Source organism: Pseudomonas sp. B111 (assembly GCF_026428275.1).
GTDB classification, from domain to species: Bacteria; Pseudomonadota; Gammaproteobacteria; order Pseudomonadales; family Pseudomonadaceae; genus Pseudomonas; species Pseudomonas aeruginosa.
The window spans coordinates 3,479,324-3,494,726 of sequence record NZ_CP097857.1 but is presented as its reverse complement, the minus strand read 5'-3'; the positions used below and the strand labels follow the sequence as shown (position 1 = coordinate 3,494,726).

Here is a 15,403-nt window from a genome sequence, read left to right as displayed (position 1 = left end):
AACAGAGGAGGACATCCGGTGAGCGAGCGACTCTATGTCGGCACCCGCAAGGGCCTGTTCGAGCTGCGGCGCAACGCGGCGGGCCAGTGGCTGCCGATGGCCAGCCACTTCCTCGGCGAGCCGCTGAGCATGCTCCTCGCCGACCCGCGCGACGGCGCGCTCTACGCGGCGCTGAACCTCGGCCATTTCGGCGTCAAGCTGTGGCGTCGCGACGCCGGCGCGACGGACTGGATGGAATGCGCGGTGCCGGTCTATCCGCCGCAGCCGCCAGCGGCCGAACCGCTGGAAGGCCAGGCGGCGGAGCCACCCTGGTCGCTACAGCAGTTGTGGATCCTCGAGCCAGGCGGCGCCGACCGGCCCGGCACGCTGTGGGCCGGGACCATCCCCGGCGGCCTGTTCCGCTCCGACGACCGTGGCGCCAGCTGGCGCCTCAACCGCGAACTCTGGGAACGACCCGAGCGCGCCCAGTGGTTCGGCGGCGGCTACGACCATCCCGGCATCCATTCCATCTGCGTCGACCCACGCGACAGTCGCCACCTCACCGTCGCGGTGTCCTGCGGCGGCGTCTGGCAGAGCCACGACGACGGCCGCAGCTGGACCTGCACCACCAAAGGCATGCGCGCCGACTACATGCCGCCGGAGCAGAGCGAGGAGGCGGCGATCCAGGACCCGCACCGCCTGGTGCAGTGCCAGGCGCGCCCGGAGTTCCTCTGGGTGCAGCACCACAACGGCATCTTCCGTTCCCGCGACGGCGGCCTGCATTGGCAGGGCGTGGTCGCCGAGCCGTCCAGCTTCGGTTTCGCCGTCGCCGTGCATCCGCGGCAGCCGGACACGGCCTGGTTCGTCCCGGCGACCAAGGACGAATGCCGCATTCCCAGGGACGCCCGTTTCGTGGTCACCCGCACCCGCGACGGCGGCCGCAGCTTCGAGACCCTCGAGCGCGGCCTGCCCGACGGCCCGGCCTACGACCTGGTCTACCGCCACGGCCTGGACATCGACCCCAGCGGCGAGCGCCTGGCCATGGGCTCGACCACCGGCGGCCTGTGGCTCAGCGAGAACGGCGGGGAGGACTGGCAGCAGCTCTCCGCCAACCTGCCGCCGATCTACTGCGTGCGCTTCGCCTGAGCGCGCGGCGCTGGACAGCCTCGGCGCGCTTGCATAAGTTCGTGGGTTTTCGCCAAGGAGCCCACCCCATGAGCCTCGAATCCGTCCGGCGGTTCTTCGCCGAGAAAGCCCCGGACCTGCGCATCATCGAGCTGGAAACCAGCACCGCCACCGTCGCCCTGGCCGCCGAGGCCCATGGCGTGGAGCCGGGGCGGATCGCCAAGACCCTGTCGCTGCGGGTCGGCGAGCGCACCGTACTGGTAGTGGCGCGCGGCGACGCGCGGCTGGACAACCGCAAGATCAAGGCCGCCTTCGGCGGCAAGGCGAAGATGCTCGGCGCCGAGGACGTGGTCGAGCTGACCGGGCACCCGGTCGGCGGAGTCTGCCCGTTCGGCCTGGCGACGCCGCTGGCGGTGTACTGCGACGTCTCGCTGCAAGCCTTCGACGAAGTGCTGCCGGCCGCCGGGGCGGTGCACAGCGCGGTCCGCATCGCCCCGCAACGGATGGCCGAGCTGGTGGATGCGCAGTGGGTCGATGTGTGCCAGGAAGTCCTCCAGGAAGCCTGACGGCAACTGCCGGGCTCAGGCCAGGTTGAGCTGCCAGGACACCCCGAAGCGGTCGGCCAGCCAGGCGAAACGCTGGCTGAAGCCGTAGTCGCCGAGCGGCATCAGGGCCTTGCCGCCGTCGCCCAGGGCTTCGGCCAGGCGCTCGATCTGCGCGTTGCTCTCGCAGTCGACGAAGAAGGAGAACGCCGGGGTGAAATCGAAGGCGTGCCGCACATGGCTGTCGATGCAATGCACGCTCTGGTCGCCGAGGCGGAACAGCGCCTTCAGCACCGAGCCCTCCGGGCCCGGCCCCTCGGCGCCGTAGCGCTGGATCTGGAGGATCTCGGCGTCGTCGAACAGCGACAGGTAGAAGTTCATGGCCGCCTCGGCCTGGACCCCCTGGAACATCAGGAAGGGGCGTACGCGTGCGCTCATCGCGGTCTCCTCTGGAAGGCTGGCTCGAGGCTAGAGCCTAGCTCACCACGTTGCGGGTGAAACGCACCACCTCGTCGCCGTCGTTGACGTAGGCGTACGGCTGGTCGCTGGCGAAGGCATGGAAGTCGCCGGCCTCGATGCGCCGTTCGCCGTCGGCCAGTTCCAGGCGCAGGCGACCTTCGATGACCAGAACCATCTCCCGCCAGCCGGCGGCGTCGGGTTCCGATACGTAGCGCTCGCCCGGTCCCAGCGACCAGGCCCAGAGTTCCACCTCGCGCCGCGCCGGTGCGCTGGCGAGGAGGGTGGCGCGGCTCTCGGGGTGGTGGCCGACCCAGGCCACCGCATTGATCCGCGAGCGGTCGGTGGCCGGTGCCTGGACCAGGTCGGGGAACAGCACGCCGAGGGCGGCGGCGATACGGTCGAGGGTCGACAGGCTGACATTGACGTCGCCGCTCTCGATGCCCACCAGCATCCGCCGGCTGACACTGGCCGCGCGGGCCAGCGCTTCCTGGCTGAGGCCGGCTTGCAGGCGCAGGCGGCGGACGTTGCCGGAGACATGTTCGAGGACGCTGGGGCGTTCGGTAGGGCTGGGCAATATATTGCTCACTGTCGCGGTTTTGCGCATTATAGTGCACATCCCGTTTCCCGCAGTCCATCGGGCTGCTTCCCACTGCCGGACCTCTTCCATGACCTCCACCTCCCGCGGCCTCGCCGGAACGCTGTTGCCGGTCGGCCTGCTATTGATCGCCATGGCCTCGATCCAGAGCGGCGCCTCCCTGGCGAAAAGCATGTTCCCCCTGGTCGGCGCCCAGGGCACCACGGCCCTGCGGCTGTTCTTCGCCGCGCTGATCCTGCTGCTGCTCCTGCGTCCCTGGCGCAAGCGCCTGAGCCTGCAATCGCTGCGCTCGGTGGTGGTCTATGGCATCGCCCTGGGCGGCATGAACCTGCTGTTCTATCTCTCGGTGCGCACCGTGCCGCTGGGCATCGCGGTGGCTCTGGAGTTCACCGGGCCGCTGCTGGTGGCGATCCTCTCCTCGCGGCGCCTGCTGGACTTCCTCTGGATCGGCCTGGCGGTGTTCGGCATCTGGCTGTTGCTGCCGCTGGGCAACAGCGCCGAGCCGCTCGACCTGGTCGGCGCCGCCTATGCCCTCGGCGCCGGCGTGTGCTGGGCGCTGTACATCCTCTTCGGCCAGCGCGCCGGCGCCGACCATGGCGCCCAGGGCGCCGCGCTGGGGGTGCTGGTGGCGGCGATCCTGGTTGTGCCGATCGGCGTCGCCCACGCCGGCGCCGACCTCCTCGACCCGGCGCTGATCCCGTTGGCGCTGGGCGTCGCGGTGCTCTCCACGGCCTTGCCCTACACCCTGGAAATGGTCGCGCTGACCCGCCTGCCGGCGCGCACCTTCGGCACCCTGATGAGCATCGAGCCGGCCTTCGGCGCGCTCTCCGGGCTGCTGTTCCTCGGCGAGCGGCTGAGCCCGACCCAATGGCTGGCCATCGGCGCGATCATCCTCGCCTCGGTCGGCACTACCCTCAGCGTCAAGTCGCGTGGCGCCGCCCCGGCGCTACCGGCCAAGGACTGAGGCGGCCGCCGCGTCCTCCCGCTGCAGGCGCTCGTGCTGGCGGATGAAGCGCCGCGCGCTGCGCGCCAGGCGGATGCAGAGCATGATCGCCGCGCCGGTCAGGCCCACCACCAGGCCCTGCCACAGGCCGCGCGGTCCGGTGGGTTCCTGGATCCAGTCGGTGAGGCCGAGGCTGTAGCCCACCGGCAGGCCGATGCCCCAGTAGGCGAACAGGGTCATGATCATCGTCACCCGGGTGTCCTGGTAGCCGCGCAGGGCCCCGGCGGCGGTGACCTGCAGGGCGTCGGAGAACTGGAACAGCGCGGAGAACACGATCAGCGAGGCGGCGATGGCGATCACCGCCGGGTCCGGCGAATACATCGCGGCGATCTGCTCGCGCAGCAACAGCATCAGGCTCGCCGAGACGCAGGCGTAGCCCAGCGCCGCGGCCATCCCCACGCCGGCGGCGAAGCGCGCGTCGCGCGGCAGGCCGGCGCCGAGGTTGTGGCCGACCCGCACGGTCACCGCCATCCCCAGCGAATAGGGAATCATGAACACCAGCGCGCTGAAGTTCAGGGCGATCTGGTGGCCGGCCACCACGTTCTCGTCGAGCCCGCCGATCAGCAGGGCGATCACCGAGAAGATGCTCGACTCGGCGAACACCGCGATGCCGATCGGCAGGCCGACCGCCACCAGCGGGCCGATGGTCGCGCGATCCGGCCACTCCCAGCGCGAGAACAACTGGCTGGCGCGGTAGATCGAGGCCTTGTTCACCCAGAACAGCATGCCGAGGAACATGAACCACATCACCGAGCCGGTGGCCCAGCCGCAGCCGGGGCCACCCATCTTCGGCATGCCGAAGTGGCCGTAGATCAGCGCGTAGTTGATCGGGATGTTCAGCAGCAGCCCGCCGATCCCCAGCACCATGCTCGGCCGGGTCCGTCCCAGGCCGTTGGTGTAGCAACGCAGTACGTGATACAGCGCCGCCGCCGGGAAGCCCAGGGCGATGCCCTTGAGGTACAGCAGGCTCGGCCCGATCAGTTCCGGGCGCACTTTCATCAAGCCGAGGATCGGCTCCGACAACCACCACAGCACCGCCCCCGACAGCGGTCCGATCAGCAGCGCCAGCCACAGCGCCTGGCGCACCAGCGGCCCGGTGCCGGGCTGGTCGCCGGCGCCATGGCGCTGGGCGACCTTGGCCGTGGTGGCGAGCAGGGTGCCGGTCATCAGCAGGAACATCGGGATCCAGATCGAGTTGCCCAGCGCCACCGCTGCCAGGTCGTGCGGACTGGCGCGCCCGGCCATCACCGCGTCGACGAAGCCCATGGCGGTGGTCGCCAGTTGCGCGATCATGATCGGCGCGGCGAGGGTCAGCAGTTCCTTGAGTTCGGCGCGGATGCGCAAGCCACGGGAAAGGGGCAGGGCGGGGCTGTTCACGGCAGTCCTTGTCTGGGCAGGGGAACCGCGTAGTTTACGGGTTGACGGGGTGGTCAGGAAGGGTCAGCAGGGTCGTGCCGGTTGCCCAGCCCCGTAGGGCGAATAACCGCCTAGCGGTTATCCGCCGATTACCCATGGCAGCGGCGGATAACGCCCATGGCGTCATTCGCCCCACCACCGCGCTACGCGCAGGCAAACGCCCCCGCGCTGCCCGCTTGAGGCCCGACCCCGTAGGGCGGATAACCGCCTGGCGGTTATCCGCCACATACCCGTGACAGCGGCGGATGACATGCCCTGGAAACGCCGGACATCTCCCCCAGACTTTTCCGCAGCCTCTCTCAGACGCCCAGGAATTGGATAAAAAACCAGTAGGAGGAAGATGGAGGGGTCGCCAAGTCCATCTGTTTTCTTGGGGGCAGAAAAGACGCGGGCCGCAGGTGCAGGAACACCTACGACCCGCTAACCAGAGACCAGCTTAACGATAGGAGCTGACCCATGGCTAAGGCCGATGATACGTCGAATCCCGCAATAACCGCACAGTCCCCTTCCACCTTCATCCCCCTGCGACGCACCTCGCAATGCAACCAGCACTCCGGCTGCGCCACCCTCTACCTGGACAGCAGCGCAGCCAGCGAAGACCTGTTCGACACCGCCCGCCGCCGGCTGGAGTCGGCGATCGGAACGCTGAGCGTCCTCGACCTGCTCGACGAAACCGAAGAGCCCGGCGAAAGCATCTGCCGCATCACCGGTTCCCTGCTGTCGTTGCTCAGCGACGCCCTGTCGCTGTTCGAGGCGGAATACGCACGCAGACACCGATAACCGACGGAGGCGGTGCCCCCCGGCAAGGCCGGGGGGTTGAGTAGCGGGGAGAAAAGGGGATCCCTCTCCGCCCTGGCTCGGCAGTTGCGCGGGCGGGTGAAAGCCACCCGCCCGCTACGCACGCCAGCCCAGGCAATCCCTGACGATGACCGGTCTTTCATCTGCGACTGTTTCTCATTTACACTCGACCCCCATTCTTCGGAGCCAGGCTCCTTTCCTGGGTGCATCGTGCCGTTCGATCCCGCCAAGCCGACGCTGCTGTCCACACTGGTTCGTCACTACGAGGAACTGGTCGACCATGTTCGCCGGCGCTTCGGCGACCGGGGCATGGCGCGCGAAGTGGTGCACGACGTGTGCGTGCAGTTGCTCGAACGCGACGAGAAGGAGGACGTGCACACACACCTGGCCCTGCTGCGGAAAATCTCCCACGACGCCGCCGTGAGCCGCTATCGTAGCGACCGTCGTCGAACCGCCTGGGTGGAAGCCGTCGCCGAGCTACCGGAAGTCGCCTGCATGGCGGCGACGCCCATGGGTCGCCACGAGGCCGAGCGCGAGTTCCAGGCACTGGTCGACGCCATCGCCACGCTTCCTCCTCGCTGCCAGGCCGTTTTCGTCATGCACAAGATCCACGAAATTCCCCAGGCGCAAGTCGCCGACCGCCTCGGCATTTCCGTCAAGACCGTGGAAAAGCACCTGCGCCTCGGACTGGCGGCCTGCCGGGAACGGCTCGGCCGCGGCGAGGCACGGCCATGACCCAGCCCTCGAAACGGAATGGGCAGGTTCCGCTGGACGACGCCCTGGAGCGCCATCGCGACGCGCTGAAGGACCTGTTTCCGCTGCCGCCCTCCCGGCCGAAATCGCGCAAGGCAAGCAAGGCGGCCGGCGTCGCGCTATTGCTGGCGCTGGCCATCGGCGCCCTGACCTGGCTGGACCCGGCCTACAAGCGCGAGCGCTTCGCCACCGCCATCGGTGAGCGGCGCGACGTGACCCTGGCCGACGGCAGCCAGCTCCTGCTCGACAGCGGCAGCCAGATCGAGGTCAGTTGGCACCCGCTCAGCCGCCGGGTCGCGTTGCGCGCGGGGCAGGTGCTTTTCGAGGTATCCCCGGCGCGCTATCGGCCCTTCGTGGTGTCCGCGGGGTCGACCGACGTCCGCGTGCTCGGCACCCGGTTCAACGTGCGCCGCCTGGACGACGACGTCCGCGTGACCCTGGAGCGTGGCCGGGTGGAGGTCGGCACCTCGGCTACGGCGCAAGCGCCAGTCGTGCTCCTGCCGGGCCAGCAGGTCGATGCCATTGGCGGGCAACTGATGCCGCTGGCCAAGGTCGATGCCGCCACGGCGATGGCCTGGAAAGACGACCGCCTGGTCTTCGAGCGCACGCCCCTGGGCGAAGCCGTCGCGCTGCTGCGCCATTACCGCAAGGCGCCCATTCTCCTGGACGACCCCAGCCTGGCCTCCCTCCGGCTGACCGGCGTCTTCGCCGCGCACAACGTCGACCGGCTGCTCGACCTGCTGCCGAGCATCCTTCCCGTGGCCGTGTCGCGGCAGGAGGACGGCAGCGTCGAGATCCAACGCAAATCGACGCGAAAATAATTCTCGGACGCAGGTAGGGTTTCCCGCGCGCCGTGGCGGCTATCCAGGAAAAGCCAACCTGCATAGGAAATCGAGACGTGCATTTTTCCCTCCGCAGTCGCCACCTGCGTCCTTCATTGCTCGCCAGCAGCCTGCTCCTGGCGGTGTCGGCCCAGGGCCAGGAAAAGCTCGACGTGGATCTGCCCGCCGCGCCGCTCGGCCAGGCGATCAACGCCCTCGCGCAACAATCCTCGGTACAGATCCTCTTCGCCGGCGATCTCGGCGCCGGCCGCCAGGCGCCCGCGCTGAAGGGGCGTTTCACCCCCGAAGAGGCATTGCGCCAGTTGCTCAGGGACAGCGGCCTGAAGGCGCAGGCCAGGGACGAACATACCTTCATCGTCGTTCCGGCCAGCGAAGCCGCCGTGCCCGCTACGCATGCCCGCAGCGAACCGCTGGACATGGAGCAGATGGAAATCACCGCCTCGCGCACCAGCAGCGACCTGGTCTCCGCCACGCGCCAGTCCACCGTCATCGAGCATGCCCAACTGGAGGAGCTGCGCCAGGGCTCCGACAGCCTGGCCACGGTGCTGGCCAAGGCGGTGCCGGGGATGTCCGATTCCAGCCGCACCATCACCGAATACGGCCAGACCCTGCGCGGGCGCAGCATGCTGGTGATGGTCGACGGCGTGCCGCTGAACACCAACCGCGACTCCTCGCGCAACCTGGCCAACATCGACCCGGCGCTGATCGAGCGGATTGAGGTGATCCGTGGCAGCAGCGCCATCTACGGCAGCGGCGCCACCGGCGGGATCATCTCCATCACCACCCGTCCGGCCGGCGGCGAGAACCGCGCAGAAACCCGCCTCAGCGCCACCTCGCCGCTGACCCGGCTGGGCAGCGATGGCCTCGGCGGCCAGTTCCAGCAATACTTCGCCGGCTCCCTGGGGGCGCTCGACTATTCGTTCGACTTCGGCACCCGCCACGTCGGCGCTTCCTACGACGCCCATGGCGACCGCATCGCCCCGGAACCCAGCCAGGGCGACCTGTTCGACTCGAACGTCTACAACATCGGCGGCAAGCTCGGCCTGCGCATCGACGAGAACCAGCGCGTGCAGCTCGCCCTCAGCCACTACGACGCCCGCCAGGACACCGACTACGCCACCGACCCGAGGGTCGCCAGGCTGCCGCCGGGCTCGGTCCCGGCCAACGCGATCAAGGGCCTGGAGCTGGACGAGCAGAACCGAATCCGCAACACCCTGGCGAACCTCGAGTACGAGAACCTCGACATCCTCGGCAGCCGGCTCTCCGCGCAGCTCTACTACCGCGACTACTTCACCCGCTTCACCCCGTTCGACGCCCGCGCCGTTTCCACCCGCGGCGGCAACGTCGACCAGATCATGCAGAACAGCGAAGTGTTCGGCAGCCGCCTGACCCTGCGCACGCCGCTGGGCGAAAGCGGCAATACCGAACTGGTCTGGGGCGGCGACTACAACCAGGAACGCAGCGACATGCCGCTCGACGTGTTCGACCCGGCGGCCTACGACGCCAGCGGCGGGCTGGTCTTCGACAAGATCGGCAAGCTCACCTACATGCCGCCGCTACGCACCCGCAGCGCCGGCGCGTTCGCCCAGTTGCAGCATCGCTTCGACGAACACTGGTCGATCGACGGCGGCCTGCGCTACGAATACTCCACCGCCGAATTCGACGACTTCGTCCCGCTCTCCGAGTCCAAGGCCGCCTCGCCGGTGACCGTCAAGGGCGGCGACCTCGACTACGACGCGGTGCTGTCGAACCTCGGCATCGTCTATTCGCCGGTGGCTGGCCAGGAAATCTATGCCTCCTTCAGCCAGGGCTTCCAGTTGCCCGACGTCGGCATCCAGCTGCGCAACGCCCGCCGTGGCTTCGATATCGGCTCCTCGAACCTCGAACCGGTGAAGACCAACAACTACGAACTCGGCTGGCGCGGCGCCATCGGCGGCAACACCCTGGGCAGCCTGGCGCTGTTCTACACCACCTCCAAGCTGGGCGACGTGCAGAGCTTCAACAACGGCCTGATCCTCACCCGCACCAAGGAGCGCATCTACGGCGTCGAGGCCAGCGCCGACTGGCTCAGCGACGACGAAGTCTGGGGCGCGGGCGGCAGCGCCACCTGGATGCGCGGACGCGAGAAGCCGGACGGCAAGGACTGGCAGGACATGACCGGCTACCGCGTGCCGCCGCTGAAGCTGACCGCCTACCTGCAATACAAGCCGGATGCCGACTGGAACAACCGCCTGCAGGCCACCTTCTTCGACTCCAAGGACTACCGTCTCGACGGCGTGGAAAGCTTCGGCCGGCGCCAGGTCAGCACCTACACCACGGTCGACCTGGTCAGCCAGTACCGCATCACCCCCGACGACCAGTTGAGCCTGGGCATCCAGAACCTGTTCAACCGCGACTACTACCCGCTCTACAGCCAGTTGCTGCGCAACAACAACAACACCAGCCACCTGCCGGCGCCGGGCACGGTGCTGACGGCGAGCTATACGCACAACTGGTGAGGGGAGGGCGGAGCCACCGGGGCTGGGCGGGCCCGGTGGGCAGGAGGGTGCTTCCAGAGGGAAGGCGGCCCCGTTGTCATGGGCAGGCATTTCCGTCCAATGCCGGACGCCGATCCAGGTCGGCCAGGTAATGGGGAAGGACAGGGTACGCCGTCCCGCTCAGAACACGACCTGCCCCGACATGCCCGGCTGCACCTCACCGCCGATCCAGATATCGCCGCCGATCTGCTCGACGCTTATCCGCCCCCGGCGACCCAAGGCCGTGCCCTGGCTCGCCGTGTAGCGCCCGGGCATGACTCCCGTGCCGATCAGCCATTGCGCCAGGCTCGCGTTGAGGCTGCCGGTAACGGGGTCTTCATTGAGTTCCTCGCCCATGAAGGCGCGCACTTCCACATCCGCCTCCGCCTGGGGACCTTGCCAGGGCGCGACCACGCCCACGTTGAGCCCGTCGAGCTTCGCGTAGTCCGGGCGAATGGCCAGGACCTCGTCACGCGTGGCCAGCCGAACGGCGACCCAGCCGGGTCCGTTGTCCACCCATTGGCTGCCGAGTACCTGCCCCGGGGACAGGCCAAGCCCGCTCTCGATCCGTCGCAACACCTCGTCTTCGACCGCTCCGCCACGAAGCAGGGGAGGCGCCGCGAACGACAGCAAGGCGCCCTTGCGGCGGATGCGGATCAGGCCCGCCAGACACTCCTGGACGATCTCGTCAGCAGCATTGCCGCCCCCCTGGTTCAGCCAGACCTGGCAGCTCCCCAGCGTCGGATGCCCGGCAAAGGGCAACTCCCGCAGCGGGGTGAAGATCCTCACGCGATAGTCGGCTTCGGCAACGGTCGGCCGCAGCAGGAAGGTCGTCTCGCTCAACTGGGTCCAGGCGGCGAACTCGAGCATCTGCTGGCTGCTCAGGCGGTCGGCGCCAATCACCACGGCAACGGCGTTGCCTTTGAAGGGCTGTTCGGAGAAGACATCGACTTGCTCGAAGGGTAACGAAACCGGCATGGCGCCTCCTGGGGTTGTGGCGGGGGAGGATAGGGCAGGGGGCGGATGTCTGAAACCGGGGTGCGGACTTTCGAGGGGGCTTGGGGGCTCTCGTCAGGGGCTGCAATCGGCCAGAAGCAGCCGCTCGATTTGGGCTGAATCTTACCTGTGGCGTTGCGTAGTCTATTACTAATGTCATCAGTCGGGATTTGGCAGGCTGCGGTGTGAAGCACGCGGCAGGCGAGAGCGAAGTCCAAGCAAGGGGGCAGTCGTGGAAAACTTCCATATTCTGGCGACCGTGCTTTCGATGATTCTGGGCTTGTCCATCACCAGGGTCCTGTTGGGCGCCATGACCGTTTTCAGGATTCGCCGCACGGCACGGCCAGACTGGGTCGCACTTGCTTGGGCACTCGTGCTTTTCCTGTTCCAACTGCAGTTCTGGTGGGCCCTAAACGACCTCCCCACCTTAAAGAATGCCTTTTCGTTCATCGAGTTCCTGCTTTTGGTCTGCCTGTCACTATCGCTGTTTAGTGCGGCGGCGTTGATATTGCCAAGTCGCAGCGAAGACGAGGCCGATGGCCTTCAGGTCTACTTTGAACAAGATGGACGCTTTGCCCTATTGGCGATCTGCATTTATCTAGGATTAGGAAGTACGACCAATATCCTGTTCTTCAACGCCTCACCACTCCAGCTATGGGGTGCGTTGGATTTGGTCATGTTCACAGTATCGCTGGCAGCGTTCTTCTCTCGCTCTCGCCGCTTTTACGCGCCACTGACACTGGTGTATCTACCCTTGGCAATGATAGATATCGCTGTTTCGTTGGGAGCGTAGAAAGTTAGCGCTTTTCAACACTCAGAGGCTACTGCCCGCTTGTGGCCGGTAGCTATCGCTCATTACCGGCTGCTTTCGCCCCCTGGCTGCCGTCAGCCGCTGACAGAAAAGGCCACAAGGAGTTTTGTGAAGCCAAGCCAAGGACACGTTCAACCCAAAACTAAAAATCCATGTCTACACAAAACCCTACCGCGACTCATAGAGTTATCGCAGAGCAGAGCAGAGCAGAGCAGAGCAGAGCAGTGCAGCGAAGCGAGGCGTGGTATGCTCCACCGCACACTCAGATATCTGCCAAAGTGCAGGCAATAGCGCTTACTCTGATGGGCAATTTCGCATCATTACCTCGAACTCATTGTAATCAAACGCCAGTACGCGAACGGTAGCAACCTCACTACTAAACGAGCGGCTTGCTCATATTGATACCGGTCACACAAAAGCCACTGCCTTCATAAACATGTTTGGCTCGTTCGTTGTCGCCAGCTACTCGTAATTTTATCTGTTGAAATCCTCGAAGTTTAAGCTCCCGCTCCAAAGACTCCAAGGCCTGCTTGGCGAGACCTTTTCCCTGGTGGACGGGAAGAATGTGGAAATCATTTATAAATGCCAAGTGCAGGGACAGATCCTCTTCGTACCACAGATATCCTATGACTTCTTCGGGGCCATCTGCCGGATCGTACAGGCACAGCAAAAATTGTCCAGCCGTATTGATACCGTCAGGTAAATCATCTGCTATTTCCAATTTGGCTTGCACAAGAGATTCACTGTACGAAAGCCTATGACTGGATGAAATCTCAGATGCATAGGCAGGGACAAAATAATCGAGATAACCTGAGAATTCGCTTTCTCGCATAGGTCTTAACGAGATCATTGGACGCTTCCATTTTTTAATGTTTTTTCTTGGCAGAACATAAGTATTCAAAAAGTGAGAATTTCACAGCGCTAGCGCGATAATAATCAGCTACCAAAGGCATGACATCATCTCACGATAGAGCCCGAAAGGGTTCCGCCAGCACTAACGGAAAGACCAGACTTACACCCGCCCATGAGAGTTTACCGTATCGTCTCTCTTAAGTCTGGTAAACATCTGGGTCGGCTATTCGACCCGAGAGCCTGCCGATCATTGCCGAGGGCAACTCATGGTGCAAACTCTGTTAGGTAGTTCGTCTTCTTTGGTCGAACGGCAGCTTCCGAGCCCTAGCCGCTTCTCGTGGAGGACAGCTAACGCTGGCTCGTCACGCTCCCCACGAGAGCACGCTGCACTACACCGCTTGCACTGACATAAAGTCCAAGGGCGATGGCCATCATGATTGAGTAAGCAAGATCAGTTCAGCGGCCTTCGATCATTCCATTTCCTTACTGACTCCCTGCTGGGCAGATCAATCTAAACGAAAGGGTAAGTCCGCTCTTGGCCGAAAGCGGTCATTGAACGCCCACTCCACAAGCAATTGCCCCACGAATCCAGATCGCGCCTAGACCATCACGACGCAGTTACAGCATAGGAAAACCCACACGCTCTGGGGCAATGCGACATGAGTGGCTTCCCCTCCGCCAGCGTGCTCAGGAACGACTGGCAGAGGGGTCGCCCACCCTACACCCAACGCCGGAACAACAGGCTGGCATTCACCCCGCCGAAGCCGAAGCCATTGGACAGCGCGTGTTCCATCGGCCAGCGCCGGGCTTCGCCGCGAACCAGGTCGAGGCCCTCGGCGTCGGTGTCGGGCGTTTCCAGGTTGAGTGTGGCGGGGGCGAGCTGGTCGCGCAGTGCCAGGACCGTGAAGATAGCCTCGATGCCGCCGGCGGCGCCCAGGAGGTGGCCGGTGGCGGATTTGGTCGCGCTGATGGCGAGCCCGCTGCCAGCGCCGAACACGGCCTTGATGGCGGCCAGTTCGCCCTTGTCGCCTACTTGGGTGGAGGTGGCGTGGGCATTCAGGTGTTGCACCGCGGCCGCTTCCACGCCGGCCTGGCGCAGCGCCTGCTGCATGGCCCGGCGGGCACCGCTGCCATCTTCCGGCCCGGCGGTCATGTGGTAGGCGTCGGCGCTGGTGCCGTAGCCCACCAGCTCGGCGATGGGCCTGGCGCCGCGCGCCAGGGCGTGCTCCAGTTCCTCGATGACCAGTAGGCCAGCGCCTTCGCCCATGACGAAGCCGTCGCGGGCCTGGTCGAAGGGGCGCGAGGCGCGCTCGGGGCTGTCGTTGAAATCGCTGGACAGGGCGCGCGCGGCGGCGAAGCCGGCCAGGCTCACCCGGTGGATAGTCGCTTCCGCGCCGCCGCAGAGCGCCACGTCGACCTCTCCCGCGCGGATCATCCGCGCCGCGTCGCCGATGGCCTGCACGCCCGCCGCGCAGGCGGTCACCGGGGCGCCCAGCGGTCCCTTGAAGCCATGGCGGATCGACACATGGGCGGCCGCCATGTTGCAGAGAAAGGACGGGATGGTGAAGGGCGACAGGCGCCGCGGTCCCTTGCCGTCGGTGGTCCGCACCGCTTCGGCGATGGCATGGAAGCCGCCCACCCCGGAGGCGATGACGGTCGCCGTGCGCTCCTGCGCCTCGGCGCTCTGCGGCGCCCAGCCGGCCTGCGCCAGGGCCTCTTGCGCGGCGGCCAGGGCGAAGAGGATAAAGCGGTCCATCTTGCGTTGTTCCTTGGCGGCCAGCAGCAGGTCGGGATCGAAGCCGGCCTGCGGGTCCTGGGCGCGGTCGGGAACCTGGCCGCCGATGCTGATGGGCAGGTCGCCGATCAGCTCCGCCGGGAGCGTGGCGATGCCCGATTGCCCGGCCAGCAGGCGTTGCCATATGGGTTCGACTCCGCAGCCCAGCGGGCTGACCGCGCCCATGCCGGTGACGACGATACGTTTGCTCATGAGGGTCCGAGTCCTTCTGTTCCGATGGAATAGCAGTCAGTGGACGTAACTATCATAATGAAAGTAACATGCGGACCAGCACTTTGTGAGCCTCGCCAAGGAAGAACCATGCAACGCAAGACCTTCGCCGATGCCGAATGCCCCATCGCCCGCAGCCTGGAACGGGTCGGCGAATGGTGGAGCATCCTGATCATGCGCGATGCGCTACAGGGCCTGCGCCGCTTCGACGAATTTTCCCGCAGCCTGGATATCGCGCCGAACATGCTTACCCGGCGCCTGAACGCGCTGGTGGAGGCGGGCCTGCTCGAACGCCAGCCCTACAGCCAGCGTCCGCTGCGCTATCAGTACGTGCCCACGGCCAAGGGCGAGGATTTTCGCGTCGTGCTCATGGCTTTCGTCGCCTGGGGCAATCGCCACTACGCAGAGGAAGGGCAGAGCGTGCAGCTCGTCGAGCGAACAAGCGGGCGGCCGGTGCGCTCGTTCATGGCGGCTCTCGCCGATGGCCGAACGGTACCGCTGGAGCAATGCACCGTGCAGGCCGGGCCTGCCGCCAGCGAGGAAATGCGCCAGCGCCTGGCGGCCATGCCGGAGCGGAGCGAGCTACCGGCTCGATGAACGGGCTCCCTGGCGTACGCCGCCTGGTCGAGGAGGCGGACGAGGCATTCGCGGTTCTGTTCCTTGTAGCTGGCCATCGTTCGCGGTCGTGGTTGGGAAAAACGCGATCGTCGA

At 66.1% G+C, this 15,403-nt stretch carries 15 protein-coding genes; 9 read left to right on the top strand and 6 right to left on the bottom strand.

All coding sequences use genetic code 11. The annotated features are described in order from the left end of the window. Nucleotides 1-18 precede the first annotated feature (18 nt). A complete protein-coding gene (locus M6E97_RS16175; RefSeq protein ID WP_003109596.1) occupies nt 19-1,125 on the top strand; it encodes a WD40/YVTN/BNR-like repeat-containing protein in 1,107 nt (368 codons plus the stop codon). A gap of 68 nt (nt 1,126-1,193) precedes the next feature. After that, on the top strand, nt 1,194-1,670 hold the full coding sequence (locus M6E97_RS16170; RefSeq protein ID WP_003086914.1) for a YbaK/EbsC family protein: 477 nt from the start codon (nt 1,194-1,196) through the stop codon (nt 1,668-1,670). 15 nt (nt 1,671-1,685) lie between these two features. Here M6E97_RS16170 and M6E97_RS16165 read toward each other — a convergent pair whose 3' ends face one another. Beyond that, nucleotides 1,686-2,084: a VOC family protein gene (locus M6E97_RS16165; protein WP_003109594.1), complete on the bottom strand. Its 399-nt coding sequence runs from the start codon at nt 2,082-2,084 to the stop codon at nt 1,686-1,688. A gap of 37 nt (nt 2,085-2,121) precedes the next feature. Next, nucleotides 2,122-2,772 (bottom strand): helix-turn-helix domain-containing protein, encoded by a 651-nt coding sequence (locus M6E97_RS16160; protein WP_003133347.1) that lies wholly within the window; start codon nt 2,770-2,772, stop codon nt 2,122-2,124. On the opposite strand from M6E97_RS16160, the gene rhtA reads away from it, so the two are divergent. Continuing rightward, nucleotides 2,771-3,664 carry a threonine/homoserine exporter RhtA gene (rhtA, locus tag M6E97_RS16155; RefSeq protein WP_003086919.1) on the top strand — a complete coding sequence of 298 codons (894 nt, stop codon included), beginning with the start codon at nt 2,771-2,773 and terminating at the stop codon, nt 3,662-3,664. The two genes, M6E97_RS16160 and rhtA, sit on opposite strands and share 2 nt — an antisense overlap. Here rhtA and pmpM read toward each other — a convergent pair. Beyond that, nucleotides 3,647-5,080: a proton-coupled multidrug efflux MATE transporter PmpM gene (pmpM, locus tag M6E97_RS16150; protein ID WP_003086920.1), complete on the bottom strand. Its 1,434-nt coding sequence runs from the start codon at nt 5,078-5,080 to the stop codon at nt 3,647-3,649. The genes rhtA and pmpM overlap by 18 nt on opposite strands. A 495-nt stretch (nt 5,081-5,575) precedes the next feature. On the opposite strand from pmpM, the gene M6E97_RS16145 reads away from it, so the two are divergent. The 4 genes from M6E97_RS16145 (at nt 5,576) to M6E97_RS16130 (ending at nt 10,010) form a co-directional block, all read left to right on the top strand. Then, entirely contained in the window at nt 5,576-5,899 is a 324-nt protein-coding gene (locus M6E97_RS16145; protein WP_023112165.1) for a hypothetical protein, read from the top strand. A 228-nt stretch (nt 5,900-6,127) separates the two neighbouring features. Continuing rightward, nucleotides 6,128-6,652, top strand: a complete 525-nt coding sequence (locus M6E97_RS16140) for an RNA polymerase sigma factor (RefSeq protein ID WP_034005207.1) — start codon at nt 6,128-6,130, stop codon at nt 6,650-6,652. Beyond that, nucleotides 6,649-7,491, top strand: a complete 843-nt coding sequence (locus tag M6E97_RS16135; protein WP_003140338.1) for a FecR family protein — start codon at nt 6,649-6,651, stop codon at nt 7,489-7,491. The genes M6E97_RS16140 and M6E97_RS16135 overlap by 4 nt, the downstream gene beginning before the upstream one ends. Nucleotides 7,492-7,568: 77 nt before the next feature. Then, nucleotides 7,569-10,010 (top strand): TonB-dependent siderophore receptor, encoded by a 2,442-nt coding sequence (locus M6E97_RS16130; protein ID WP_031633514.1) that lies wholly within the window; start codon nt 7,569-7,571, stop codon nt 10,008-10,010. 159 nt (nt 10,011-10,169) lie between these two features. On the opposite strand, the gene M6E97_RS16125 is transcribed toward M6E97_RS16130, so the two are convergent. Continuing rightward, nucleotides 10,170-11,006 (bottom strand): PhzF family phenazine biosynthesis protein, encoded by an 837-nt coding sequence (locus M6E97_RS16125; protein ID WP_003109588.1) that lies wholly within the window; start codon nt 11,004-11,006, stop codon nt 10,170-10,172. Between the two features lie 250 nt (nt 11,007-11,256). Here M6E97_RS16125 and M6E97_RS16120 point away from each other — a divergent pair, with 250 nt between their 5' ends. Beyond that, entirely contained in the window at nt 11,257-11,817 is a 561-nt protein-coding gene (locus tag M6E97_RS16120; protein WP_015503228.1) for a hypothetical protein, read from the top strand. Between the two features lie 394 nt (nt 11,818-12,211). Here M6E97_RS16120 and M6E97_RS16115 read toward each other — a convergent pair whose 3' ends face one another. Both M6E97_RS16115 and fabF read right to left on the bottom strand, forming a co-directional pair. Continuing rightward, nucleotides 12,212-12,685: a GNAT family N-acetyltransferase gene (locus tag M6E97_RS16115; RefSeq protein WP_071534443.1), complete on the bottom strand. Its 474-nt coding sequence runs from the start codon at nt 12,683-12,685 to the stop codon at nt 12,212-12,214. Nucleotides 12,686-13,405: 720 nt separating this feature from the next. Beyond that, the gene (gene fabF, locus M6E97_RS16110) at nt 13,406-14,674 is read right to left on the bottom strand and encodes a beta-ketoacyl-ACP synthase II (protein WP_034005795.1); all 1,269 of its coding nucleotides are present in this window, start codon (nt 14,672-14,674) and stop codon (nt 13,406-13,408) included. A 108-nt stretch (nt 14,675-14,782) separates the two neighbouring features. Here fabF and M6E97_RS16105 point away from each other — a divergent pair, with 108 nt between their 5' ends. Further along, nucleotides 14,783-15,289, top strand: a complete 507-nt coding sequence (locus M6E97_RS16105) for a winged helix-turn-helix transcriptional regulator (RefSeq protein WP_003086962.1) — start codon at nt 14,783-14,785, stop codon at nt 15,287-15,289. Nucleotides 15,290-15,403 lie beyond the last annotated feature (114 nt).

What these genes read in the sequence shown, in the direction of transcription:
- M6E97_RS16170 (WP_003086914.1), top strand. Translation starts at nt 1,194, where the DNA reads ATGAGCCTCGAATCCGTCCGGCGGTTCTTCGCCGAGAAAGCCCCGGAC.
- M6E97_RS16165 (WP_003109594.1), bottom strand. Translation starts at nt 2,084, where the DNA reads ATGAGCGCACGCGTACGCCCCTTCCTGATGTTCCAGGGGGTCCAGGCC.
- rhtA (WP_003086919.1), top strand. Translation starts at nt 2,771, where the DNA reads ATGACCTCCACCTCCCGCGGCCTCGCCGGAACGCTGTTGCCGGTCGGC.
- M6E97_RS16160 (WP_003133347.1), bottom strand. Translation starts at nt 2,772, where the DNA reads ATGGAAGAGGTCCGGCAGTGGGAAGCAGCCCGATGGACTGCGGGAAAC.
- M6E97_RS16145 (WP_023112165.1), top strand. Translation starts at nt 5,576, where the DNA reads ATGGCTAAGGCCGATGATACGTCGAATCCCGCAATAACCGCACAGTCC.
- M6E97_RS16135 (WP_003140338.1), top strand. Translation starts at nt 6,649, where the DNA reads ATGACCCAGCCCTCGAAACGGAATGGGCAGGTTCCGCTGGACGACGCC.
- M6E97_RS16125 (WP_003109588.1), bottom strand. Translation starts at nt 11,006, where the DNA reads ATGCCGGTTTCGTTACCCTTCGAGCAAGTCGATGTCTTCTCCGAACAG.
- M6E97_RS16115 (WP_071534443.1), bottom strand. Translation starts at nt 12,685, where the DNA reads ATGATCTCGTTAAGACCTATGCGAGAAAGCGAATTCTCAGGTTATCTC.
- fabF (WP_034005795.1), bottom strand. Translation starts at nt 14,674, where the DNA reads ATGAGCAAACGTATCGTCGTCACCGGCATGGGCGCGGTCAGCCCGCTG.
- M6E97_RS16105 (WP_003086962.1), top strand. Translation starts at nt 14,783, where the DNA reads ATGCAACGCAAGACCTTCGCCGATGCCGAATGCCCCATCGCCCGCAGC.